18 protein-coding genes are annotated in these 22,542 nt (G+C 72.3%); 11 read left to right on the top strand and 7 right to left on the bottom strand.

Annotated features, from left to right (window positions below; translation table 11 throughout):
- Nucleotides 1–81 precede the first annotated feature (81 nt).
- The 4 genes from AC507J_RS05735 (at nt 82) to AC507J_RS05720 (ending at nt 5,228) form a co-directional block, all read left to right on the top strand.
- Nucleotides 82–804, top strand: a complete 723-nt coding sequence (locus tag AC507J_RS05735) for an SDR family oxidoreductase (protein ID WP_496288003.1) — start codon at nt 82–84, stop codon at nt 802–804.
- Nucleotides 805–930: 126 nt separating this feature from the next.
- Nucleotides 931–2,376, top strand: a complete 1,446-nt coding sequence (locus AC507J_RS05730; RefSeq protein WP_496288002.1) for a family 43 glycosylhydrolase — start codon at nt 931–933, stop codon at nt 2,374–2,376.
- A 36-nt stretch (nt 2,377–2,412) separates the two neighbouring features.
- Nucleotides 2,413–2,808, top strand: coding sequence for a hypothetical protein (locus AC507J_RS05725; RefSeq protein ID WP_496288001.1), 396 nt, complete (start codon nt 2,413–2,415; stop codon nt 2,806–2,808).
- Nucleotides 2,808–5,228, top strand: a complete 2,421-nt coding sequence (locus AC507J_RS05720) for a DUF4132 domain-containing protein (protein ID WP_496288000.1) — start codon at nt 2,808–2,810, stop codon at nt 5,226–5,228. Before AC507J_RS05725 ends, AC507J_RS05720 begins: the two co-directional genes overlap by 1 nt.
- A 103-nt stretch (nt 5,229–5,331) precedes the next feature.
- On the opposite strand, the gene AC507J_RS05715 is transcribed toward AC507J_RS05720, so the two are convergent.
- The 4 genes from AC507J_RS05715 to AC507J_RS05700 form a co-directional block, all read right to left on the bottom strand.
- Entirely contained in the window at nt 5,332–6,135 is an 804-nt protein-coding gene (locus AC507J_RS05715; protein WP_496287999.1) for a peptidase, read from the bottom strand.
- A gap of 2 nt (nt 6,136–6,137) precedes the next feature.
- Nucleotides 6,138–7,466: a VWA domain-containing protein gene (locus tag AC507J_RS05710; protein WP_496287998.1), complete on the bottom strand. Its 1,329-nt coding sequence runs from the start codon at nt 7,464–7,466 to the stop codon at nt 6,138–6,140.
- Nucleotides 7,467–7,523: 57 nt separating this feature from the next.
- Nucleotides 7,524–8,540 carry a DUF4352 domain-containing protein gene (locus tag AC507J_RS05705; RefSeq protein WP_496287997.1) on the bottom strand — a complete coding sequence of 339 codons (1,017 nt, stop codon included), beginning with the start codon at nt 8,538–8,540 and terminating at the stop codon, nt 7,524–7,526.
- 935 nt (nt 8,541–9,475) lie between these two features.
- Entirely contained in the window at nt 9,476–11,059 is a 1,584-nt protein-coding gene (locus AC507J_RS05700) for a dolichyl-phosphate-mannose--protein mannosyltransferase (protein ID WP_496288166.1), read from the bottom strand.
- Between the two features lie 202 nt (nt 11,060–11,261).
- Between AC507J_RS05700 and rsmI the strand changes: the two genes are divergently transcribed.
- Complete coding sequence (gene rsmI, locus AC507J_RS05695; protein WP_496288165.1) at nt 11,262–12,104, top strand: 16S rRNA (cytidine(1402)-2'-O)-methyltransferase; 843 nt, start codon at nt 11,262–11,264, stop codon at nt 12,102–12,104.
- A 101-nt stretch (nt 12,105–12,205) separates the two neighbouring features.
- Here the strand turns inward: rsmI and AC507J_RS05690 are convergent, their stop codons facing one another.
- On the bottom strand, nt 12,206–13,105 hold the full coding sequence (locus tag AC507J_RS05690) for a hypothetical protein (protein WP_496287996.1): 900 nt from the start codon (nt 13,103–13,105) through the stop codon (nt 12,206–12,208).
- Between the two features lie 149 nt (nt 13,106–13,254).
- Here AC507J_RS05690 and metG point away from each other — a divergent pair, with 149 nt between their 5' ends.
- On the top strand, nt 13,255–15,057 hold the full coding sequence (metG, locus tag AC507J_RS05685; RefSeq protein ID WP_496287995.1) for a methionine--tRNA ligase: 1,803 nt from the start codon (nt 13,255–13,257) through the stop codon (nt 15,055–15,057).
- Between the two features lie 121 nt (nt 15,058–15,178).
- Here metG and AC507J_RS05680 read toward each other — a convergent pair whose 3' ends face one another.
- Nucleotides 15,179–16,030 (bottom strand): alpha/beta fold hydrolase, encoded by an 852-nt coding sequence (locus AC507J_RS05680; RefSeq protein WP_496287994.1) that lies wholly within the window; start codon nt 16,028–16,030, stop codon nt 15,179–15,181.
- Between the two features lie 54 nt (nt 16,031–16,084).
- Nucleotides 16,085–17,371, bottom strand: a complete 1,287-nt coding sequence (locus AC507J_RS05675) for a hypothetical protein (RefSeq protein ID WP_496288164.1) — start codon at nt 17,369–17,371, stop codon at nt 16,085–16,087.
- A gap of 171 nt (nt 17,372–17,542) precedes the next feature.
- Here AC507J_RS05675 and AC507J_RS05670 point away from each other — a divergent pair, with 171 nt between their 5' ends.
- The 5 genes from AC507J_RS05670 (at nt 17,543) to AC507J_RS05650 (ending at nt 22,418) form a co-directional block, all read left to right on the top strand.
- Nucleotides 17,543–18,433 (top strand): TatD family hydrolase, encoded by an 891-nt coding sequence (locus AC507J_RS05670; protein WP_496287993.1) that lies wholly within the window; start codon nt 17,543–17,545, stop codon nt 18,431–18,433.
- A 90-nt stretch (nt 18,434–18,523) separates the two neighbouring features.
- Nucleotides 18,524–19,396, top strand: a complete 873-nt coding sequence (gene rsmA, locus AC507J_RS05665) for a 16S rRNA (adenine(1518)-N(6)/adenine(1519)-N(6))-dimethyltransferase RsmA (protein ID WP_496287992.1) — start codon at nt 18,524–18,526, stop codon at nt 19,394–19,396.
- A gap of 9 nt (nt 19,397–19,405) precedes the next feature.
- Entirely contained in the window at nt 19,406–19,543 is a 138-nt protein-coding gene (locus tag AC507J_RS05660) for a hypothetical protein (protein ID WP_496287991.1), read from the top strand.
- Complete coding sequence (locus AC507J_RS05655; RefSeq protein WP_496287990.1) at nt 19,540–20,487, top strand: 4-(cytidine 5'-diphospho)-2-C-methyl-D-erythritol kinase; 948 nt, start codon at nt 19,540–19,542, stop codon at nt 20,485–20,487. Before AC507J_RS05660 ends, AC507J_RS05655 begins: the two co-directional genes overlap by 4 nt.
- A gap of 125 nt (nt 20,488–20,612) precedes the next feature.
- On the top strand, nt 20,613–22,418 hold the full coding sequence (locus AC507J_RS05650; RefSeq protein ID WP_496287989.1) for an ABC-F family ATP-binding cassette domain-containing protein: 1,806 nt from the start codon (nt 20,613–20,615) through the stop codon (nt 22,416–22,418).
- Nucleotides 22,419–22,542 lie beyond the last annotated feature (124 nt).

Below are 22,542 nucleotides of genomic sequence, written 5' to 3'. Positions count from 1 at the left end.
ACTGCGGTGATACCGGCCGGGTATGAAAGCGCACCCAGACGGTGTAACGGCGGCACTCGTTGCCGAGCCAACATCGGCGTCATGAGTGACACGAAGACCGCGCTGGTCACCGGCGCGAACAAGGGACTCGGGTACGAGATCGCCGCCGGGCTCGGCGCGCGGGGATACCGGGTGGCGGTGGGTGCCCGCGACCGTACGCGGGGCGAGGCGGCCGTGCAGAAGCTGCTGGCTGACGGGGTCGACGCGTTCCCGGTCCCGCTGGACGTGACGAGCGACCGGAGCGTCGCCGAGGCCGCCGAACTGATCGAACGTCTCGACGTGCTGGTCAACAACGCCGGCATCTCGGGAGAGACCGGACCGGGCTGGGTGCAGGATCCGACCGCGCTCGACCTGGACGTGGTCCGCGCGATCGTGGACACCAACGTCTACGGCGTGATCCGGGTGACAAACGCGATGCTGCCGCTGTTGCGGCGCTCCGCCGCCCCGCGCATCGTAAACATCTCCAGCAGCGTCGCCTCGCTGACCTGGCAGACCGACCCGAACGTCGAGGTCGGCCCGATCATGGCGGCGTACTCGCCGACGAAGTCGTTCCTCAACGCCGTCACCGTGCACTACGCGCGGCACTTCGCCGGTACGAACATCCTCATCAACGCCGCCTGCCCGGGCCTGGTCGCGACCGACTTCACCGGCTTCCACGGCCGGCCACCCCAGGAGGCCGCGGCAACCCCGATCCGGTTGGCCACCCTGCCCGACGGCGGCCCGACCGGCTCGTTCTTCAACGACGAGGGCGTCATCCCCTGGTGACTCCGCCATCACGTGGTCCGGGTGGGCCGGTCACCGATTGATGTCGATCGCTTGACGGGGTGGGGGTGTGAACGTTATCAATCCGTTAGCGCGGTGCGGGATCGCGGTGACGAGAGGCGACGAGACATGCGACTCAAGCTCCCCGGCAGGAGACTGACGGCCACCCTCGCCACCCTGGTCACGGCGGCCACCGTCGCAGTCGTGGGACCGGCCGCCCCGGTGCGGGCGGCCGCCGTGACCTTCACCAATCCGCTCGCCGAACAGCGCGCGGACCCGCACATCTACCGGCACACCGACGGCTACTACTACTTCACCGCGACGGTGCCCGAGTACGACCGGATCGTGCTCCGCCGCGCCACCACGCTCCAGGGGCTCGCCAGCGCCAGCGAGCGGGTGATCTGGCGTCGGCACAGCAGCGGCGAGATGGGCGCGCACATCTGGGCGCCGGAGATCCACTTCATCGACGGCCGGTGGTACGTCTACTTCGCCGCCGGCCGGACCGAGGACGTCTGGGCCATCCGGCCGTACGTGTTGGAGAGCAGCGCCGCGAACCCGCTCGAGGGGCCGTGGGTCGAGCGTGGCCAGCTCCAGCCGGCCCGGAGCAGCTTCTCGCTCGACGCGACCACCTTCGTGCACGACGGCCAGCGCTACCTGGCCTGGGCGGAGTACGCCGGCAGCAACTCGAACATCTACCTCGCCCGCGCGGTCAACCCGTGGACGTACGCGGGCACCCCGACGCTGATCGCCACCCCCACGTACGCCTGGGAGACCCGGGGTTACCGGGTGAACGAGGGACCGGCGGTGCTGATCCGCAACGGCCGGGTGTTCCTGACCTACTCGGCGAGCGCCACCGACGCCAGCTACGCCGTCGGGCTGCTCACCGCCTCGGCGGGCAGCAACCTGCTGAACCCGGCCTCCTGGTCGAAACGCGCCACACCGGTGCTGGCCAGCGACAGCCGGACCGGCCAGTGGGGGCCGGGACACAACTCCTTCACCGTCGCCGAGGACGGCAGCGACGTGATCGTCTACCACTCCCGCAACTACGAGCGGTACCTCGGCAACGGCTACGACCCGCTTAACGATCCGAACCGGCGGACCCGGATCCAGCGGGTCCACTGGAACGCCGACGGTACGCCGAACTTCGGCGTACCGGTGCCGGACGGCGTGACTCCGGTCCGGCTACGCTCGCACGACCTGCCGGACCGCTACCTGCGGCACTGGGAGTTCCGGGCGCGGCTGGAGCCGAACGTCACAAACCTCGCCGATTCCCAGTTCCGGATCGTCACCGGGCTGGCGGACCCGGCGGCGATCTCGCTTGAGTCGACCAACTATCCCGGCTACTACCTGCGGCACCGCAACCACCAGCTCTGGGTCGAGCGCAACGACGGCGGCAACCTGTTCCGGCAGGACGCGACGTTCGTCCGCCGGCCCGGCCTGGCCGACCCCGCCAAGGTGTCGCTGGAGTCGGTGAACTTCCCCGGCCAGTACGTCCGGCACCGGGACGGGCTGCTCTATCTCGAAGCCGTCTCGGACGCGGCCGGGCGGGCCTCCGCCACCTTCGCCCTGGAGTAGCCGACGTGTCGGTGGGGGTACCTAGACTCCCGCGACATGGCGACGGTGACCTTTGTGGACGAGAGCACGGCCGGTGCGCGTACCCCCGCGTGGGCCCTGCGGATCTTCGAGGAGCGGCTGACGCTGCGCGAGCTGATCCGGCGGCGGATCCACCAGGAGGTGGCGGAGTACAACGCCGCCACCCCGACGCCGCGCCGGCCGCTTGTGCAGCCGACCTCGACCGAGCGGGCGCTTAACGGCGATCAGGCCGAACGGTCGCCGCGCCGGGTCGATCCGGCGCGGCAGGTGGCCCTCGCCGAGGAGGCGTTCGCCCGCAACGGTTTCGTGGTGCTGGTCGGTGCCCACCAGGTCGAGGAGTTGGACGACGAGGTCGACCTGCGCCGCGACACCGAGGTCACCTTCCTCAAGCTCGTCCCGCTGGTGGGTGGCTGATGACCATCACCACCGACACCCTCTGGTACGTCACCCGCACCCGCGACCTGGTCGCCGCGAACGACCTGACCGCGCTGGCCGACCACCTCTACGCGCAGGCCAGAGTCTGCCATGACAATCCCGAGGTACGCGCGGCCCTGCGTCCCCTGCCGCGCCCGGAGGTGGCCCGGCTGGTGCACGGCATGGTCCTCCTCGCGCTGGAGAACCGGGCGTCCTTCTGGGCCGCCCGGGACATGATCAACCAGGTGGCCCGGCGGCTCCCCACCGAGCTGACCGCCGAGCAGCTCAGGGACCTCACCGCGTACGCCGTCCAGATCTGGCACGGGCTGCCGGGCAGCGCGCTGGAGATCGTGGCCCGGGGGGTGGCCGCGACCGGCCCGCTCCCCGCCGACCTGGCGAAGGTGATGACCGACCGGTCCGGGGAGAGCCAACGGTTGCGCCAACTGGTCGCCGAGCTGGGCGGCCCCCAGCTAGACCCGCGCGACCCGTGGGCCGAGCAGATCGGCATCGAGCTGCGCACCCTCGCCCCGGCGTGGCAGCGGCTGATCGCCCACGCCAGCACCGCGATCGCGGCCCGCCCCTCGGCCGGCTGGTCGGCCGAGGCGTCCCGGCTGCTCGCCGAGATCGATCCGGCGGAGGCCACGCGGGTGCTCGACCGGTGGCTGGCCGCGGCCTCCCGTACCCCGCAGTCGCAGCCCACCTCGGCCAACGCGGACGTGCTGCGCGGTCTGCTCTGGCTGGCCGAGTGGTCCGCGCCCACCCCCGAGCAGGTACGCCGGATCGGTGGCCTGGTCGAGTCGATGCTGCGCCGGCTGCCGGGGATCGGGCCGGCCTGCCCGAAGGTGGCCAACGCGGCGGTCGGGGTGCTCGGGCGGCTCGACGGCGAGGCGGCGCTGGCACAGCTGGCCCGGCTGTCGGCCCGGGTCACCTACAAGGGCACCCGCAACGAGATCGACAAGGCGCTCGACGCCCGCGCCGCGGCGCTCGGCATCGGCCGGGACGAGATCGAGGAACTGGCCGTCCCGGACTACGGCCTGACCGAGGTGGGCCGGCACGAGGTGGCCCTCGGCGGGTGCCGGGCCGAGCTGCTGATCGGCTCTGCCGGCCCGACCCTGGTCTGGCACAACGAGGCCGGTCGGCAGGTGAAGAGCCCACCGGCGGCGGTACGCCGCGACCACGCGCCGGCACTGGCCGAGCTGAAGGGCCTCGCCAAGGAGGTGACCGGGATGTTGGCCGCCCAGACGGCCCGGCTGGACCGGCTCTTTCTGGCCCAGCGCAGCTGGACCCTGACTGCCTGGCGGCAGCGCTATCTGGACCATCCGCTGGGCGGCGTGCTGGCCCGTCGGCTGCTCTGGCTGGTCGACGGGGTGCCCTGCGGCTGGGTCGACGGTGCGCTGCGCACGGTGGACGACACCCCGCTCACCGCCGCCGACGATGCCGAGGTGCGGATCTGGCATCCGATCGGGCGGCCGGTGCCGGAGGTGGTCGCCTGGCGGAAGTGGCTGGAGCGGCACCTGGTCGTCCAACCGTTCAAGCAGGCGCACCGGGAGGTCTACCTGCTCACCCCCGCCGAGGAGGCCACCGGCACCTACTCCAACCGGTTCGCGGGGCACATCCTGCGGCAACATCAGTACCATGCGCTGACTGCGATCCGGGGCTGGGCCGACCGGCTCCGGTTGATGGTCGACGACTCCTACCCGCCCACGCTGCGCGAATTGCCGGGCTGGGGGCTGCGCGCCGAGTACTGGGTGGAGGGCATCGGCGACGAGTACGGCGCCGACACCACCGAGAGTGGGTCGTACCTGCGGCTCGTCACCGACCAGGTGCGCTTCTACCCGATCGCCGCCGCGCAGAACTGGTCGCACGCCTCCGGTGGCGGCTATGCGGGCGCCCGGTGGACCGACGCCCGCCCGGCCGACCCGGTGCCGCTCGACCAGATTCCACCGCTGGTGTTCAGCGAGATCATGCGGGACGTGGACCTGTTCGTCGGGGTGGCAAGCGTCGGCAACGACCCGACCTGGTCGGACGGCGGGCCGCAGGGCCGGTTCCGGGACTACTGGTCGTCGTACAGCTTCGGCGAGTTGTCGGCGACCGCCGAGACCCGGCGGGACCTGCTGGCCCGGCTGCTGCCCCGGCTGGCGGTGGGGCGCCGGGCCCGCATCGACGGCCGGTTCCTCGTGGTCGACGGCGAGCTGCGCACGTACCGGATCCACCTGGGGTCGGGCAACATCCTGATGAGCCCGAACGACGAGTACCTCTGCATCGTGCCGGACCGTGGCGCGGGCCGGCTGGGCGAGCAGCAGTTCCTGCCCTTCGAGGGGGATGGCATGCTCGCCGTCATCCTCAGCAAGGCGATGCTGCTGGTCAAGGATGCCGAGATCACCGACCCGTCGATCACGCACCAGATCAAGCTCGGCTGACCGCAACGGGGTTTGCGCGACGAGGCGCAGGTTTGGGCCGCCGGCAGGTCACGCCCGGGCACCTGGGCGCGACCTGCCGGCGGGGCTTACCAGATGAACGACCTCACGCGCGAACTCGGGCGGCGCGAGGGCGGCGGGTGAGGGCGAAGCCGACGACGCCGGCCACCGCGGCGAGCATGCCGCCGGCCGTGGTCCAGATCCAGCGGGAGCCGGCCTCGGGCAGCCAACCGGTCAGGTTGAGGTTCCAGCCGTCCTCGTCCTCGTCGGCGGGTGCGGCCGTCGGTTCCGCGTCCAGCACGCTGCCGGCGTTGGTCGGTGGCACCAGCGGGGCCTCCAGCTTGCCGTCCTCGGGCGAGGAGCCGGCGTCGCCGGTGGCGGAGATCAGCAGGTCCACGTCGATCGGTTGGCCGAGGTCGGGTTCGGGCACGTCGACCACGGTGAGCCGGACGTAGTAGGTGCCGGGTAGCGGGTCGGCGGACCACGGCTCGGCCCAGGGGCGGATCCGACGCAGGGTGCAGCCGATGGCCACGGTGCTCGCCGAGGCGTCGGCGGTCGGCGTCTGCGCGCCGGCCGTGCACGCCTGGCGGCGACGCAGCCCGTCGAAGACCTCGACGGTCCAGGTCGACTTGCCGGTGCGGTTCTGGGCGAGGGAGACGGTCGCGGTGATCTCGTGGGTCTCGCCTGCGGCGGCCGGGAAGGACCAGTAGAGGTACTCGCCGGTCGAGGCCCCGACGCGTACCGGCTGGCCGGCGGCGACCGGGGTGGCGCTCAGGAACGAGGTGCCGGCCTTGGTCACGGTGGCGGCGCCGGGCGAGGGGGTCGGGGTGGGTGCGGCCAGCGCCGTGGCGGGGGCCAGGACGAGGCCGGCCGCCAGCAGCGCGGTCGCGGTTGCCAACTGGGTACGCATCCTCAGTTCTCCCTCCAGGTGGCCACCCACCAGCGGGTGAGCAGGCCGGCGACGAGCCCGGTGAGCAGACCGGCCACGGTCAGCAGGAGCAGCAGCACCCAGCCCCGGCCCAGGTCCGGTCCGTCGGGGGCGGGGGAAGCGGCGACCACGTCGACGGTCAGCTCGACAGGCATACCGGGGTCCTTCTCGGTGCCCGACCGGGGCGAGAACATGTTGCTGACCACCAGGCAGACGGTGGTGACGGCGGGCGTCGCGCTGGCCGTCGGCGTGGCGGCGTCCTCGTCGCGCTCGGCCTCGTCACCGTCCTCGTTGGCCGACCAGCGCAGCCCGGCCGAGACCACGTCGGTACGTCCGCTGCCGGCGTCCACTCCACGGACCAGTTCCCGGCCGTCCGACGCGGTGGCCCGCAGCAGTACGCCGTAGTCGGGGTTGACCGGCCGATCCATCGCCACGCTTACCGAGGCGCGCAGTTCCTGCCCCGCCCGGACCGGCACCCGGTACCAGCGGTGCTCGGAGAAGGTCTCCCGGTCGGTGTAGACGCCGGGGCCGAGCAGCGGCGCGCCCTGGCAGACGTCCGTCCCGTCGACCTTGGCCGGCGTGGTGGCGTACGTGTCGCGGGCCCGGTCGACAAGTTGCTTGAGCCGGTCAGTGAGGTCGTCGGCGCTGGTCGCCGCCGTGTACGTGCCGCCGGTGGCGGCGGCGATGCAGAGCAGCTGCTTGCGCACCTTCTCGTCCGGAGCCAGGCCGAGGGTGTCCACCACAAGCGTGGTGCCCTGGGCCGCCAACTCCCGGGCCACCTGGCACGGGTCCGGCGGGGCGCAGGTGTCCTCGCCGTCGGTGATCAGCACGATCCGCCGGGCCGTGCTGCCGGTGCCGAGGTCCTTGGCGGCCTCACGCAGGGCGAGCCCGACCGGAGTGAAGCCGGTCGGGCGCAGCGATGCCACGGCCGCCTTGGCCTGTGTCCGGTCCACCGGGCCGACCGGCACGATCTGCTGGGTGTCCAGGCAGCCCTGCTCTTTGTCCTTGCCCCGGTAGGTGGCACCGAGCACCCGGATGCCCAGCTGGGTCTCGTCGGGCAGGGCGTCCACCACCTCGCCGAACGCCTGCTGTGCCACCGAGATCCGGCTGCGTCCGTCGATGTCGGCGGCCCGCATCGAGCCGCTCACGTCCAGCACCAGCTGGACGCGTGGCGGCTCGGCCACGGGTTCTGCCCTGTCGTCGTCGGCGAATGCCGGCACCGGGCCGGCCAGCGTGGTCGCCGCCAGCAGTCCGAGCAGGACGGCTGACGGCCATCTCTTGTTGATCACCGGGCGGAGTGTAGCGATGTCCATTCAGGACAAAGACGCCGGTCACCCGGTCACTTGCCACGGCTTCCAGGAGTCGGCGGTCTACGGCTTCCAGGAGCCGGCGGTCTCGAAGAGGTGCTGGTACTCCAGGGTGCCCTTGGTGTCGGCGACGTCGAAGACGACGGTGCCGGACCGCTTGCTGCCGGTGCGCAGGTTGTTGCCGGCACCGAGCGGATCGCCGCAGCCGGCCAGCGCACCGACCAGCCCGTTGACCGTGGTGCCGTCGTCGGCCACCCACTCGAAGTAGAACGGGTTGATCGAACCGGTGCCCTTGGTCACCGTGGCCGTCACCTCGGCGATCAGGTACCGGCCCTTCTGCGGTTTGGGCGCGTACGTCTGGCAGGCATCGGTGACCGTGCGGAACTTCGCCACGGTGATCTCGACGGTGCCGTCGTTGTCGGTGATGACCAGGGTGTCGCCGGCCTTCATGTTGAAGGTCTCGCCGGTGGGTGCCGGTCGGGTCGGCGTGCTCTGGGCGGGCGCGCTGGTCGCCGGCGTCGGCAGCGGGGCGTAGGTGGTCGTCGGGCTGGGTAGCGCCTCGGACACCCGGTCGGGGGCCTGATTCATCCCGACGACGAGCGCGGCGATGCCACCCACGCAGCAGAGCAGCGCGACGACCGCCACCACGATCACCACGATCAGGACCGTCCGGCCGCCACCGCCGCCGGTCGGCTGCGGCGGGCCGAGCGGAGCACCTGGGCCGCCCGGCGGGTACGGGCCGCTCGGCGGGTAGCCGCCGCCGGGCGGGTACGGGCCACCGGGCGGCGGATAGGTACCGGCGGGCGGATACCCGCCACCTGCCTGGTAGGGGGCGTACGGCGTACCCGAGATGGGCGGCTGCGGCTCGCCCGGTTGCGGCGCACCGGAGACCGGTGGCTGGGCGGCCTGCGGCGCGCCCCACGGGTTGCCGGGCCCGGGTTGCGGCGAAGCGCCCCAGTTCACGTCCGGTGCGGTCCCGGGCGCGGGCTGCGCCGGCGGCGGTGCCCAGGGGTCGCCCGGCTGCTGCGGATTCGGCTGGTAGGGGTCGTGCGGCCCGTCTGGGGGCTGGGGGTGGCTCACCGTACTCCTCGGGCACCTGGGATAAGGACGCGAACCGCCTGACGCTACCCCGTAGCGGCAACGCCGGGTCGCGGCGGCGGGTCGCGGCGGCGGGTCGAGGATCGCCGGCTCGGCAGAGGTGCGTCCAGCCATCCGGCCACGTAAGGTCGATCGGCGGTGATGGATGGGGTTGCTGGGTGGTCGTGGTTGACCAACTCGTCGCAATGATGTAACGCCGAAGCGCCTCCGGGCGCTGCTGGGTTTGGTGTGTGTGGGGGTGGTATGTGAATCGGCGGCGGGTGGTCGTCCGCCGTCCAGGGTGGAGACGGAAGGGAGCGCGATGACGAGTGCTGCGGATCGCTCGGGTGCGACGGTGCCCCGGGGGGACAGGAGCGCCCCGACGACACCGGGTGAACATGCCCCGGTTGCGCCTGGCTGGACCTGCGGTTCCTGTGGCGCGGACTGGCCGTGCGAGCCCAAGCGCGAGCTGCTGCTGAGCGAGTACGGGGTCGACCGGGCGATGCTCAGTGTCTACCTCGGCGCCTGTCTGGCCGCCGCCGCAGAAGATCTGCATGCGCTCGGATCGAGCACGCTCCAGGAGCGCTTCTTCGGCTGGCTTCCGCCGCGGTCGAAAAGGGCTGAACAGCCCCCTCGACCGAAGAAGGGTTGAGCGCAGCGTCCACGATCGGTCACGCAGTGGTGGTCGTCGACGTCGATCCCCGCCACAAACGGCGATCGTCGGAAATCTGACCCGGGCCGCCCCGTTGTGCCGCTGGTCATGGGTGGTTAAGCTTTTCATGCGCGCCCCAATCGCCCGCTTCCCCCGTGGCAGGCGATCGGGGCGCGCCCTTTTGTGTTCGGAGGGGCGTACCTGACGCCCAAAAGAGCCCATCCGCGCTGCGGATGGGCTCTTTCGCATCCGGCCCCGGGCGGCGGCCCAGGGCCGGATGCCATGGTCAGATCCAGCGGCCGTCCAACCACATCCGGGCCGACCATTCGGGGTACGGCAGGACCTGGCCGACGAAGATCGGATAGAAGTAGGCGAAGCAGAGTACGACGAGCGCCAGGTACGCCCCGACGATCACTCCGCCGACCAGCCGGCGATCCTGGCTGGCCTCGTCGCTGGCGGCACCCTCCGGCCTGGCGCCGACCGGGCCGGCCGGGGTGGCGATCGCACCCAGCACGTAGACCACCGCCAGCACCAGGAACGGCAGGGCGGGTGCGGCGTAGAAGGAGAACATCGTCCGGCCGTCGGCAGCGAAATAGAACCAGGGCAGCAACCCGACGCCCACGAACAGCAGGATCGCCCCGGCCCGCCAGTCCCTACGGGCGAGGCCGAGCCAGATCAGCGCCGCCAGCGCGGGCAGGAACGACCACCACAGCAGCGGCGTGCCGAGCAGCAACACCTCCGAGGCGCAGCTCGCCTGGCCGCAGTTGCCGTCGCCGGACCAGTAGAAGGCCACCGGACGGCCCAGCAGCAGCCACTGCCATGGCCAGGACTGGTACTTGTGCGCGTCGTCGAGCTGATTGTGGAAGCCCAGCGCGGCCTGGTGGTACTGCACCAGGTTCCAGAGCGCGCCGATCACCGGCGTGTCGCTGAGCCCGGCACCCGGGTACCGCTCGGCGAGCCGGTAGTAGCCGTCCTGGCCGAGCAGCCAGCCCGACCAGGTCGCCACGTAGGTGACCGCCATCAGCACCCCGGCGAGCACCATCTGCGGGAAGCCGTCGAGCAGGGTCGCCCGCCACGGCCGGGGCACCCCGGCCGAACGACGGGCGCCGACGTCCCAGAGGAACATCAACAGCGCGAAGGCCGGAACGAAGAAGAGCGCGCTCCACTTCACCGCGAAGGCGCAACCGAGCAGCACCCCGGTCGCCAGCCGCCACCAGGGCCAGTTCCGCCACCCGCCCGGCGGGCGACCGGCGCGCCCCGGCGCGGTGGGATCCAGGCCGGCCGCCAGGGCGCGGGCCCAGCGCCGGCGGGTCGCGTCCCGGTCGAGCACCAGCGTGGCGAACGCGGCAAGCACGAAGAAGAGCAGGAAGATGTCGAGCAGCGCGGTGCGGGAGAGCACCAGGTGGAAGCCGTCGAGTGCGAGCAGCAGCCCGGCGGCGCAGCCGAGCAGGGTGGAGCCGAACATCCGCCGCCCGGTCCGGATCAGCAGCAGCACCGAGAGCGTGCCGATGAGGGCCGCGGAGAAGCGCCAGCCGAACTCCGGCGAGGTGGTCCAGAGCTGCCCGGGGACCGAGATGCCGTGTTCGGCGTCGGAGTAGCCGAAGGCCCACTCGCCGAGGCCGATCAACCATTTGCCCAGTGGCGGGTGGACCACGTACGACGGGCCGCCGTCCTTGTAGTTCCACTCCACGTGCTTGTCGATCAGGGCCCAGGCGTCGCGGGCGTAGTAGATCTCGTCGAAGATCTTGCCCGGCGGATGGCTGAGATTGGCGAACCGGACAATAGCCGCGATCGCCACGACCAACATGGTGGCCAGCCACGAATGCCCGTCCAGCCGGCCCTCGACGGTGGCCAGCCGGCGTCGGACGATCTCCGGTACGCCCCGTGGCGTCGGATCGGTGGAGCCGGCAGTGGCTGCGGAGGACGCCGGGTCCGGCCGATCCGCGCTGGCGCTCTGTGCTGTCGACGCACTCGTCACCCGGCGATCGTAGGCTGCGGAGAGGGCCGGTGGCGTGGGTCGTCCTTAAATCCGGTACGAGCGTCGATGAAGGAGTGGCGGACCTGTGGGTGAAATGACCGAAATGGGCCGCCTGGTGCTGCTCGGCGCGCCGCTCGGCAATCCCGCTGACGCCTCCACCCGGCTGCGCGACGTGCTCGCCACCGCCGACGTGGTCGCCGCCGAGGACACCCGCCGGTTGAGCCGGCTCGCCCGCGACCTCGACGTGACGATCCCCGGACGGATCGTCTCCTACTTCGAGGGCAACGAGGAGCGGCGTACACCCGAACTGGTCGACGTGCTCGCCGCCGGCTACCTCGTCGCCCTGGTCACCGACGGCGGGATGCCGAGCGTCTCCGACCCTGGCTACCGGCTGGTGCGGGCCGCCCTGGACGCGGGTGTCCCGGTCACCACCGCCCCCGGGCCCAGCGCCGTCACCACCGCGCTGGCCCTGTCCGGCCTGCCCTGCGACCGGTTCTGCTTCGAGGGGTTCCTGCCGCGTGCCCCGGGCGCCCGCCGGGCCCGGCTGCGGGCACTGGCCACCGAGGAACGGACCCTGGTCCTCTTCGAGGCACCACACCGGATCGCCGCCGCGCTGACCGACCTGGCCGACGCGTTCGGCGCCGACCGGCCCGCCGCGCTCTGCCGGGAGCTGACCAAGACGTACGAGGAGGTGCTGCGCCGTCCGCTCGGCGAGCTGGCCGAGTGGGCCAGCGAGAGCAACCCGCGCGGCGAGATCACCCTCGTGGTGGCCGGCGCCCCGGCCACCCCGGCGACCCGCCCCGACGACGACGCGCTGCGCGCCGCGGTGGCGGAACGCGAGGCTGCGGGCCTCAGCCGGCGCGACGCGATCACCGCCGTTGCCAGCGCGTTCGAGCTGCGCCGGCGCGACGTCTACTCCGTCGTGCACCAGGTGTAAGGAAGGGCCCCTTGTTAACGCCTGGTGTATAGGAAGGGCCCCTTCCTAACGCCACTGGGCGTCGGGCTGCGGCTGCCAGGCCACTGGGTGCCGGGCTGCGGCTACCAGGCTGCCGCCAGGAAGCCGAGCGTGATCACGAGTGGGCCGGCGAGCGAGGCGGTGACCGCCCAGCGCCGGTCGCGTGGCTCGGGCAACCGGATCGCACCGGTCCACCGGGCGATGCCCGCGCCGCAGCCGAGCACGGCCAGCAGGCCGAGCAGCCAGCGCAGATGCAGGCCGAAACCGCGGTCGGCGTACGCGGTGCCGCCGGCCGGGCCGGTCATCCGGGCCGGCAGGTTCGCACCGGCCGTGCTCAGGTCTGCGGGCACGCCGCTGACCCGTACGCCGTGACTGCGGAACGTGCCGTCCGTCGCGGTGAAGATGCCCCGGCACCGCTGGGTCAGGCCGCCGCCGGAGCACTCCGTCACGACCACAGTGCCCGGCGTGGCGTGCCCCACCGCGACCCAGAGCGGCCCGGCGCTGACCCAGGCGAAGAAGGCCGCGGTCAGGCTCAGCCCGATCAGCGAGGCGAGCCCCGGCAGCGGATCCGGCGGATGGTTGCGCACCGCCCGGGTCCGACGCGTCCGCAGGACCCGGCGCCACCAGCCGCCGGCGTCGCCGGTCGCCTCCTGCCGCACCGGCGTACCGTCCCAGTGCACCTCCTCGATGGGCGCCCAGAACACGTCGTCGTCCGGCGTACCGTCGTCGTCGGGGGTGCAGCGGCCACCAGCCGGTCGGACCGGGACCCGGCGGGGCAGCGCGTCGACCGGCGCGCCGGTGGTCGGTTCCAGCTCGACCGCGGCCCGGTCCGGCCCGGTCGGCCCCTCGCCGCCGGCCCCGGCCCGGGGGTGCGGCGGCGTCACCGGATGGGTACGCGAGGACCCGGCCGAATCCGGCCGGGGCTCGGTGGGAAGGCCGTCCTCTGGGCCGCGGGCGGCTCTGCTGCCAGTCACGCGGTTCATTGGACACCGACTGGAATGCCTAACCGGGCAGCTCAGGCAGCGTGTCGGCGACAAATCGGACCAGCTGGTCGGCCGGCGCGACCACCAGGTCGGCCGGTCACCCGTATTGGTTCGCAGCCGCCCCACAGGGGTCATTAGGCTTGCTGGTCATGAGTCACGTTCTCGCGGCGGTCGCCTGGCCGTACGCCAACGGCCCGCGCCACATCGGCCACGTCTCCGGTTTCGGCGTTCCCTCCGACGTCTTTGCTCGGTACATGCGGATGGCCGGCCACGACGTGCTCATGGTCTCCGGCACCGACGAGCACGGCACCCCGATCCAGGTGCAGGCCGACGCGGAGGGGCTCAAACCGCGGGAACTGGCCGACCGGTACAACCGGGTGATCGTGGAGGACCTGCACGGCCTCGGCCTCTCCTACGACCTGTTCACCCGCACCACCACGCGTAACCACTACGCGGTGGTGCAGGAGCTGTTCGAGGGGATGTACCGCAACGGCTACATCGTGCCGAAGACCACAATGGGTGCCATCTCGCCGTCAACCGGCCGGACCCTGCCCGACCGGTACATCGAGGGCACCTGCCCGATCTGCGGCTACGACAGTGCCCGGGGCGACCAGTGCGACAACTGCGGCAACCAGCTCGACCCGATCGACCTGATCAACCCGCGGTCGAAGATCAACGGTGAGACGCCGGAGTTCGTCGAGACCGAGCACTTCTTCCTCGACCTGCCCGCCCTGGCCGACGTCCTCCGACAGTGGCTGGGCACCCGGGAGGGGTGGCGCCCGAACGTGCTGCGGTTCTCCCGGAACCTCCTGGACGACCTGCACCCCCGGGCCATCACCCGGGACCTGGAGTGGGGGGTGCCGATTCCGCTCGACGGTTGGCGCGACCGCACCGACAAGCGGATCTACGTGTGGTTCGACGCGGTGATCGGCTACCTTTCCGCGTCCATCGAGTGGGCCCGCCGCTCCGGCGACCCGGAAGCCTGGCGGAAGTGGTGGGCCACCGACGGTGAGGGGAAGGATGCCCAGTCCTACTACTTCATGGGCAAGGACAACATCGTCTTCCACTCGGTGATCTGGCCCGCGCTGCTGGCCGGCTACTCCGGCGAGGGCAGCCGCGGCGGTGAGCCGGGCCGGTTCGGGCGGCTCAACCTGCCGACCGAGGTGGTGTCCAGCGAGTTCCTGACCATGGAGGGGCGCAAGTTCTCCTCCTCCCGCCGGGTGGTCATCTACGTCCGGGACTTCCTCCAGCGCTACGACGCCGACGCCCTGCGCTACTTCATCGCAGTGGCCGGCCCGGAGAGTAACGACACCGATTTCACCTGGGCCGAGTTCCTGCGGCGCAACAACGACGAACTGGTCGCGGGCTGGGGCAACCTGGTCAACCGGTCGGTCTCCATGGCGGCTAAGAACTTCGGCGAGATCCCGCCGATCGGCCCCGACGGGCTGACCGAGGCCGACGAGGCGCTGCTGGCCGTGGCCCGCGCCGGCTTCGACACGGTCGGTGACCTGATCGCCAACCACCGGCAGAAGCAGGCCATCGGCGAGGCGATGAAGGTGGTCGCCGAGGCCAACAAGTACCTCTCCGACCAGGCGCCGTGGAAGCTCAAGGGCGAGGCCGACAAGCCCCGGATGGGCACCATCCTGCACGTCGCCCTCCAGGTGGTCAGCGACGCCAACACGCTGCTCACCCCGTTCCTGCCACACTCCGCCCAGAAGGTGCACGAGCTGCTCGGCGGCACCGGGGTGCACGCCCCGATGCCGGTGATCGAGGAGGTCACCGACCTCGACGTCGGGCCGAGCTATCCGGTGCTGACCGGGGACTACACCCAGGGCGCGCGGTGGGAGTCCGTACCGCTCGCGGTGGGTCGGGCGCTCGCGGCGCCCAAGCCGGTGTTCCGCAAGCTCGACCCCTCGATCGTCGACGAGGAGTTGGCCAGACTCGGCGGCTGACGACCCGCACCCGCACGACGGGCGCGACCCCGGCGGAGGTCGCGCCCGTCGCCCGTCTCAGCGGGACGATCCTTGCGCGGTACGGCTGCGGTGCCACCGCTGGCACCGACGACCAGGATGGTCAGGCCCGGGCCATCGCCGGCGCCCCGATGAACTCCATGATCGCCCGGTTCACCTCGTCGGCGTTGGTCCACGGAGTGCCGTGCGGAGCGCCCTTGAGGGTGACCAGTCGGCTGTCGGAGAGCATCGGCTGGAGCCGCTGACCGGTCTTCGGGTACGGCAGCACCATGTCCTTGTCGCCCTGCACGATCAGCACCGGCACGTCGATCCGTGACACATCGCCCCGGAAGTCCTCGCCCCAGGCGTCCACGCAGTCGTGAGTGGCCTTCCCCGAGGCGCGCGCGCCGATCTCCCAGTGCGCCCGGTACGCCTCCTCGCTGACCAGCTTGCCCTTGTTCTCGTCGTAGTTGAAGAAGGAGTTGCAGAACTGGGTGAGGTAGGCGAAGCGGTCGGCGAGAATCGCCTGCTTGAACCCCTCGAAGAGGTTCGGGTCCACCCCCTCCGGGTTGTCCGGAGCCTGCTTCAGGTACGGCGCCAGCGGTGCCAGCAGCACCGCCCGGTCCACCCGGTTTGAGCCGTACACACCCAGGTAGCGGGTCACCTCACCGGTGCCCATCGAGTGGCCGACCAGGATCGCGTTACGCAGGTCCAGCTCGGTCATCAGCACGTCGAGATCGGCCGCGAAGGTGTCGTAGTCGTACCCGAACGCCGGCTGCGCCGAATTGCCGAAACCGCGCCGGTCGTACGTGATGACCCGGTACCCGGCCTGAAGCAGCGGACCGGAGATCTTCTCCCAGGTCGCCCCGTTGAAGGGGAACCCGTGGATCAGTACGATCGGCTGACCGGAGCCGTGGTCCTCGTAGTACAGGTCGATGGGCGCAGAGTTCTCCGTGCCGACGGTGATGAAGGGCATCGCGTCGTCCTCCTGTCCAAGATGGGAGACCGAGCCTTCCCCGGCAGCCGTCCGTTATTCGTCACCGACCCGGCCGCGAAAATCCGGCACCGACCCGCCGCCGAGCTCGTACGGCCGGTCCACGACCCGGTCGTCGGTGACCTCGCCGCCGGGCGCCCAGGTCTGGTAGACGCCCCGTTCGTGGCACTGTGCCCCGGTAGCGGCCACGGCATCCGGGTCCGGCTGGCACAGCCGCAGCCGCAGCCAGCCCGACTCCTCCCGCAGCACCAGGCAGGGCACGCCGCGCCAGGCCGCCAGCCGCAGCCGCCGGCTCACCCCGTCGACCGGGTACTGGGCGGCCCGGGTCAGCGCCAGCACCCGGAACCCGTCGGGCGGGTCGGCCACCGCCTCGTACTCGCCGCCCGCGTACGTGCCCACCAGGCGGGTGGAGCGGGGCGCCTGGCCGGTCGGCACGTACTCCTGCTCCGGCGACAGGCCGGGCACCGCGGCGAGCAGGTGCCGCCACTGCGGGCCGACCATCCGCAGCCAGCCGCGTTGCTCGGCCTGGTAGACGTAGAGCACCACCTCCACCCCTTCCGCCGGATAGGCCAGCAGGGTGGCGTTCGCCGGCATCGGCAGATCGGCGAAGTCGCGGGTGACGAACTCGGGGATCAGGTGGTTGCTGCTGGGCGTGAACCCGGTACCCAGCACCGCCGGCCCCACCCGGTCCCGCGCACCGAGGGCGGTCAGCCCCCGGTACGCCGACCCGGCCGGCACGTCGTAGTCACCGGGATCGACGGCACGCCACCGCAGCGCGTACGTCACGTCCGCGTCGTCACGTCCGCCGCCGTCGGTACGCAGCACGGTGGTGGTCGCCGGGGTACGCAGATGCGCCACGTCATGCTCCCGGTAACAGAATCCGTGCGGCAACCAGCCCCGTACGTAGCCGGCGAGTTGCCGGGCGGAGAGCACCTTCACCATCCGCGTGCCGCGCCGCACGGTCGCCGAGGCGCGAACCGTGGCGATCAGCGGATCATCCGCCGCACCCGGTTGCTGAGCGAGCCGGTGCACCACCGACCAGCCCCGCTCCCGGTGCAGCGGCACCAGCAGCGGAGCCTCCGCCGGCTCGCTCGACGGGGCCGCACCGTGCACGTCGGTGACCTCGGTGACGTGCACGAACCGTCGCCATCCGAGCGCCGAGGCCGGCCGGGGCGCCCACTCGAAACCGGGTGCCTCGGTCGCGCTGAACAACTCGTACGCCGCACCCCGGGCGATCTCCTCGGCCGGATAGATGACACCCCTGTACGCCACGCGCAGACCCGTACGCTGCGCGGTGCTCTCGGCCCGCCCAGTGACGTTCACGCCGCCGGGCCGCCGCGCCGAACGGTCCCGCTCACGGGTGCCTCCCGAGTTCACTCATGCCCTCACCCCGTCCTCGCGTCCCCGCGCGACGGTAGGGCCGACCGGCGGAGACGAGGTGAACACCGGGTGGCGGCCGGGTGGATTCGGCCCGTGTGTGATGCTGTCGAGGAGATGAGCGAGCCGACCGAGTCCCGCAGCCAGCGCGCGGCGCGCCGCGCCGGCGAGTTCCCACCCGCGCCCGAGCCACTGCCGCAGCCGGTGCTTGACAGTCATACCCACCTGGACATCACCGTCAGCGAGGCGGGCGTACCGGGTGGCAGCACCGCCGCAGACCCGGTCGCCGCGGCGATCGACGTTGCCGCGATGGTCGGCGTCGACCGGCTGGTACAGGTCGGCGTCGACGTCGATTCCTCCCGGTGGGGCGCCGAGGTGGCCGACCGGCATCCCGCGGTGCTGGCCACCGTGGCGCTGCACCCCAACGAGGCGCCCCGGCTGCCCGACCTCGACGCCGCCCTGCGGGAGATCGAGGCGCTGGCCGCCCGGGACCGGGTACGCGGCATCGGCGAGACCGGCATGGACTTCTACCGCACCCGCGACGACGGTCGCGCCGCGCAGGAGGAGAGCTTCCGGGCGCACATCGCCATCGCCAAGCGGTACGACAAGACCCTTGTCATCCACGACCGGGACGCGCACGCGGAGGTGCTGCGCATCCTGGACGACGAGGGCGCGCCCGAGACCGTGGTGCTGCACTGCTTCTCCGGCGACGCCGAGTTCGCCGCCGAGTGCGTCCGCCGCGGCTACCTGCTCAGCTTCGCCGGCACCGTCACCTTCACCAGCGCCGGGGCGCTGCGCGAGGCCGCCGCGCTGACGCCGCTCGACCAGATCCTGGTGGAGACCGACGCGCCGTACCTCACCCCGATGCCACACCGGGGACGGCCGAACGCGTCCTATCTCATCCCGCTGACCGTCCGGGCCCTGGCCGCCACCACCGGTACCGACCTCGACGAGCTCTGCGCTGCCATCTCCGCCACCGGCGAGCGCGCCTTCGGCCCCTGGCGCTGAACCGGCCAGCGGAGCCGAGCGTTAATAGGGGGCCCCTCCTCTACCGGAGGCGTTAAAAGGGGGCCCTTCCTTTAGCCGTAGGCTGTCGGGATGGCCGTAGACCTGCTCGGGCCGGCGGAGATCCGGGAGCTCGCCGCCCGGCTCGGTGTCGCCCCCACCAAGAAGCTCGGCCAGAACTTCGTGCACGACCCGAACACCGTGCGCCGGATCGTCGCCACCGCCGGGCTCACCGGCGACGACGTGGCGCTGGAGGTCGGGCCCGGGCTCGGCTCGCTCACCCTCGCCCTGCTGCCGGCCGCCGCCCACGTGCACGCCGTGGAGATCGACGCGGCGCTGGCCGGCGCGCTACCCGAAACCGCCGCCCGGCACGCCGGCCCGGACGCCGCCCGGCTCACCGTGCACCACGCCGACGCGCTGCGGATCACCGCCGCCGAGCTGGCCGACCCGGCACCCACCGCGCTGGTCGCGAACCTGCCCTACAACGTCGCCGTACCGGTGGTGCTGCACCTGCTCGCCGAGTTGCCCAGCCTCCGCCACGGGCTGGTGATGGTGCAGAAGGAGGTCGCCGACCGGCTCGTCGCCGGTCCCGGCTCCAAGGTGTACGGCGTGCCCTCGGTCAAGCTGGCCTGGTACGCGCACGCCCGCGCCGCCGGCAAGGTGCCGCCGAACGTGTTCTGGCCGGTACCCAACGTCGACTCCGGCCTGGTCGCCTTCACCCGCCGCGACCAGCCCCGCGCGGACGTGTCCCGCAAACAGGTCTTCGCCGTGGTGGACGCCGCCTTCGCGCAGCGCCGCAAGACGCTGCGCGCCGCCCTGGCCGGTTGGGCCGGCGGTGCCGACCGCGCCGCCAGGGTCCTCACCGCCGCCGGGGTCGACCCCGGCGCACGCGGCGAGTCACTCACCGTGGAGCAGTTCGCCGCCGTCGCCGCGTCGGCCCCGGAAGCCACCGCCGCCGCGCAGTAGGCTGACGCCGTGCGCGCGAAGCCCGTGCACGTGTACGCGTACGACCTCGTCGACGGCCGGAACGAGCCGGTCGCCGACCCCGCCGAGGAGCTGATCGTGACCAAGCCGTTTGACGTCCCGCTGCGCGTCCGGGACATCACCCCGTGACCGAGGCCTGGCGACCGGAGGACGACGAGCCGCGTGGGGCCAGCGGACCGGTACGCGTGAGAGTGCCCGCCAAGGTCAACCTGCACCTGGGGGTCGGCCCGTTGCGTCGGGACGGGTACCACGAGCTGAACACCATCTACCACGCGATCTCGATCTACGACGAGCTGACCGCGCGGCGGGGCGACACCCTCACCCTCACCATGGAGGGCGAGGGCACCGGCGAACTCGCCCTGGACGACTCCAACCTGGTCATCCGAGCCGCCCACGCCCTCGCCGGATACGCCGGTGTGCTGCCGCACGCCCGGCTGCACCTGCGCAAGCAGATTCCGCTCGCCGGTGGGCTCGCCGGAGGCAGCGCCGACGCCGCCGCCGCCCTGGTCGCCTGCGACGCGCTCTGGGGCACCGGACTGTCCCGGGACGAACTGGCTGTCATCGCCGCCGACCTCGGCTCGGACGTGCCCTTCCTGATCCACGGCGGCACCGCCCTGGGTACCGGCCGGGGCGAGGCGGTCAGCCCGGTCCTGGCCCGCCCCACCTCCTGGCACTGGGTGGTCGCCATCGCCGACGGCGGCCTCTCCACCCCAGAGGCGTACCGCGAACTGGACCGGCTGCGGGAAACCGGCGCCGCCGGGCCGGCGCTCGGCAGCACCGACGTGCTGCTCGCCGCCCTGCGGCAGCGTGACCCCCGGGTGCTCGCTCCCACCCTCGGCAACGACCTGCAGGACGCCGCGCTGGCCATGCGTCCCACGCTGGCGGCCACCCTCAAGGCTGGTGAGGCGGCTGGCGCGCTGGCCGGCATCGTCTCCGGCTCCGGACCGACCTGCGTCTTCCTCACCGCCGACGCCGCCGACGCCGAACGCGTCGCCGCCGAACTGGAAGCCGCCGAGGTGTGCCGGCAGGTCCGCACCGCCCACGGCCCGGTCCCCGGCGCCCGGATCACCTGACCGACCGCCGGCCGGGCGCCCACGCGGACGCCTTCGAGCGTGCCCGGCGCTCCGCGTACCCTGGAGGTCCAGGCGTCCTGAGGTGCCCGTCGGCACCGGGACGCCTTGATCATGAAAGGTGGGGCATGGCCAACATCGTCAACCTGGACCGGGTGTCCAAGGGCTATGGCGCCGCCGGGCCGCTGCTCACCGACGTCTCGCTCGGCCTCGACGACGCCGACCGGATCGGTGTGGTCGGGCTCAACGGTGCCGGCAAGTCGACCCTGCTGCGGCTGCTGACCCGCACCGAGGAACCCGACGACGGACGCGTCACCCACCGCCGTGACCTGCGGGTCGCCTGGCTGCCGCAGAATCTCATCCTCAGCCCGGAGGCGACCGTCCGCGACGTGGTCCTCGGCACCGCGTGGCTCGCCGAAGGCATGGGTGCCGAGCACGAGTGGGCCGGCGACGCCGGTGTACGGGCCATCCTCGACGGGCTCGGCATGCCCCATCTCGGTCTCGACGCGCCGGTCGGACCGATGTCCGGCGGCGAGCGCCGGCGGGTGGCGCTGGCCGCCCTGCTGGTCCGCGACGCCGACCTGCTCATCCTCGACGAGCCCACCAACCACCTGGACGTCGGCGGCGTCGACTGGCTCGCCCGGTACCTGCTCGGCCGCAAGGGCGCCCTGGTGGTGGTCACCCACGACCGGTGGTTCCTGGACGCCGTCTGCACCACCACCTGGGAGGTCGCCGACCAGACCGTGCGGGCCTACGAGGGCGGCTACGCCGCGTGGGTGCTCGCCCGCGCCGAACGCGAGCGGGTCGCCGCGGCAACCGAGGCCCGCCGCCAGAACCTGCTCCGCAAGGAGATCGCCTGGCTGCGCCGGGGCCCACCGGCGCGCACCTCGAAGCCGAAGTTCCGCATCGACGCCGCCAACGCCCTCATTGCCGACGTGCCGCCGCCGCGCGACACCTTGTCGCTGCAACGGCTCGCCACCGCCCGGCTCGGCAAGCAGGTGTACGACCTCGAACAGGTCCGCCTGCACGCCGGCCCCAAGACCATCCTCGACGAAGTCACCTGGCAGGTGGGACCCGGCGACCGGGTCGCCGTCCTCGGCGCCAACGGCGCGGGCAAGACCACCCTGTTGCGGATGCTCGCCGGGATCACCCGCCCGGACGGCGGGCGCCTGGTCACCGGCTCCACCGTGCGGCCGGCCTTCCTCTCCCAGGAACTCGCCGAACTGCCAGCCGAACTGCGCGTCCTGGAAGCCGTCGAGGAGGTGGCCCGACGGGTACGCCTCGGCGACCGGGAGATCTCCGCCGCCCAGCTCGCCGAGGTGTTCGGCTTCGACGACCGGCGGCTCTGGACCCCGGTGGGTGATCTCTCCGGCGGTGAGCGCCGCAGGCTCCAGATGCTGCGCCTGCTCGCCGGTGAGCCGAACGTGCTGCTGCTCGACGAGCCCACCAACGACCTCGACACCGACACCCTCGCGGCGCTGGAGGACCTGCTCGACTCCTGGCCCGGCACCATCGTGGTGGCCAGCCACGACCGCTATCTCATCGAGCGGGTGGCCGACGCGACGTACGGGCTGTTCGGTGACGGCCGGCTGGTGCACCTGCCCGGCGGCATCGACGAATATCTGGCCCGGGCCGCCGGCCGTCCCGGTCCCGCCAGCAGCGCGACACCCGCCACCGGTGCCGCCGTCACCGCGGCGAACGACACCGGGATGAGTGCCGCCGAGGCCCGGCAGGCCCGCAAGGAGCTGGCCCGGCTGGAGCGGCAGGTAGGCAAGCTGGAGCAGAAGGAGGCGGCACTGCTCGACCAGCTGGCCACGCACGCCACCGACTACAACCGGGTCGCCGAGCTGGACGCCCAGCTCAGCGAGGTACGCGCCGAACGGGAAAAGATCGAACAGGCGTGGCTGGAACTGGCCGAGGAGATTCCCGCCTGACTGCGGCCCGACGTCCGGCGGCGACGCCGCGACCTGCGGTCGCCCGGGACCCGTGTGCGGCGTCATATCGCGGGGTGCGGGAGAATCGGCGACGACCCTCACCCAACGGCGTTGGAGACACAGA

Source organism: Micromonospora sp. PRAS1, assembly GCF_059553435.1.
Note: the sequence above shows the minus strand (reverse complement) of the source record. Positions and strands in the feature narration are given on the sequence as shown.

What these genes read in the sequence shown, in the direction of transcription:
- AC507J_RS05735 (WP_496288003.1), top strand. Translation starts at nt 82, where the DNA reads ATGAGTGACACGAAGACCGCGCTGGTCACCGGCGCGAACAAGGGACTC.
- AC507J_RS05730 (WP_496288002.1), top strand. Translation starts at nt 931, where the DNA reads ATGCGACTCAAGCTCCCCGGCAGGAGACTGACGGCCACCCTCGCCACC.
- AC507J_RS05725 (WP_496288001.1), top strand. Translation starts at nt 2,413, where the DNA reads ATGGCGACGGTGACCTTTGTGGACGAGAGCACGGCCGGTGCGCGTACC.
- AC507J_RS05720 (WP_496288000.1), top strand. Translation starts at nt 2,808, where the DNA reads ATGACCATCACCACCGACACCCTCTGGTACGTCACCCGCACCCGCGAC.
- AC507J_RS05715 (WP_496287999.1), bottom strand. Translation starts at nt 6,135, where the DNA reads ATGCGTACCCAGTTGGCAACCGCGACCGCGCTGCTGGCGGCCGGCCTC.
- AC507J_RS05710 (WP_496287998.1), bottom strand. Translation starts at nt 7,466, where the DNA reads ATGGACATCGCTACACTCCGCCCGGTGATCAACAAGAGATGGCCGTCA.
- rsmI (WP_496288165.1), top strand. Translation starts at nt 11,262, where the DNA reads ATGACCGAAATGGGCCGCCTGGTGCTGCTCGGCGCGCCGCTCGGCAAT.
- AC507J_RS05690 (WP_496287996.1), bottom strand. Translation starts at nt 13,105, where the DNA reads ATGAACCGCGTGACTGGCAGCAGAGCCGCCCGCGGCCCAGAGGACGGC.
- metG (WP_496287995.1), top strand. Translation starts at nt 13,255, where the DNA reads ATGAGTCACGTTCTCGCGGCGGTCGCCTGGCCGTACGCCAACGGCCCG.
- AC507J_RS05680 (WP_496287994.1), bottom strand. Translation starts at nt 16,030, where the DNA reads ATGCCCTTCATCACCGTCGGCACGGAGAACTCTGCGCCCATCGACCTG.
- AC507J_RS05670 (WP_496287993.1), top strand. Translation starts at nt 17,543, where the DNA reads ATGAGCGAGCCGACCGAGTCCCGCAGCCAGCGCGCGGCGCGCCGCGCC.
- rsmA (WP_496287992.1), top strand. Translation starts at nt 18,524, where the DNA reads ATGGCCGTAGACCTGCTCGGGCCGGCGGAGATCCGGGAGCTCGCCGCC.
- AC507J_RS05650 (WP_496287989.1), top strand. Translation starts at nt 20,613, where the DNA reads ATGGCCAACATCGTCAACCTGGACCGGGTGTCCAAGGGCTATGGCGCC.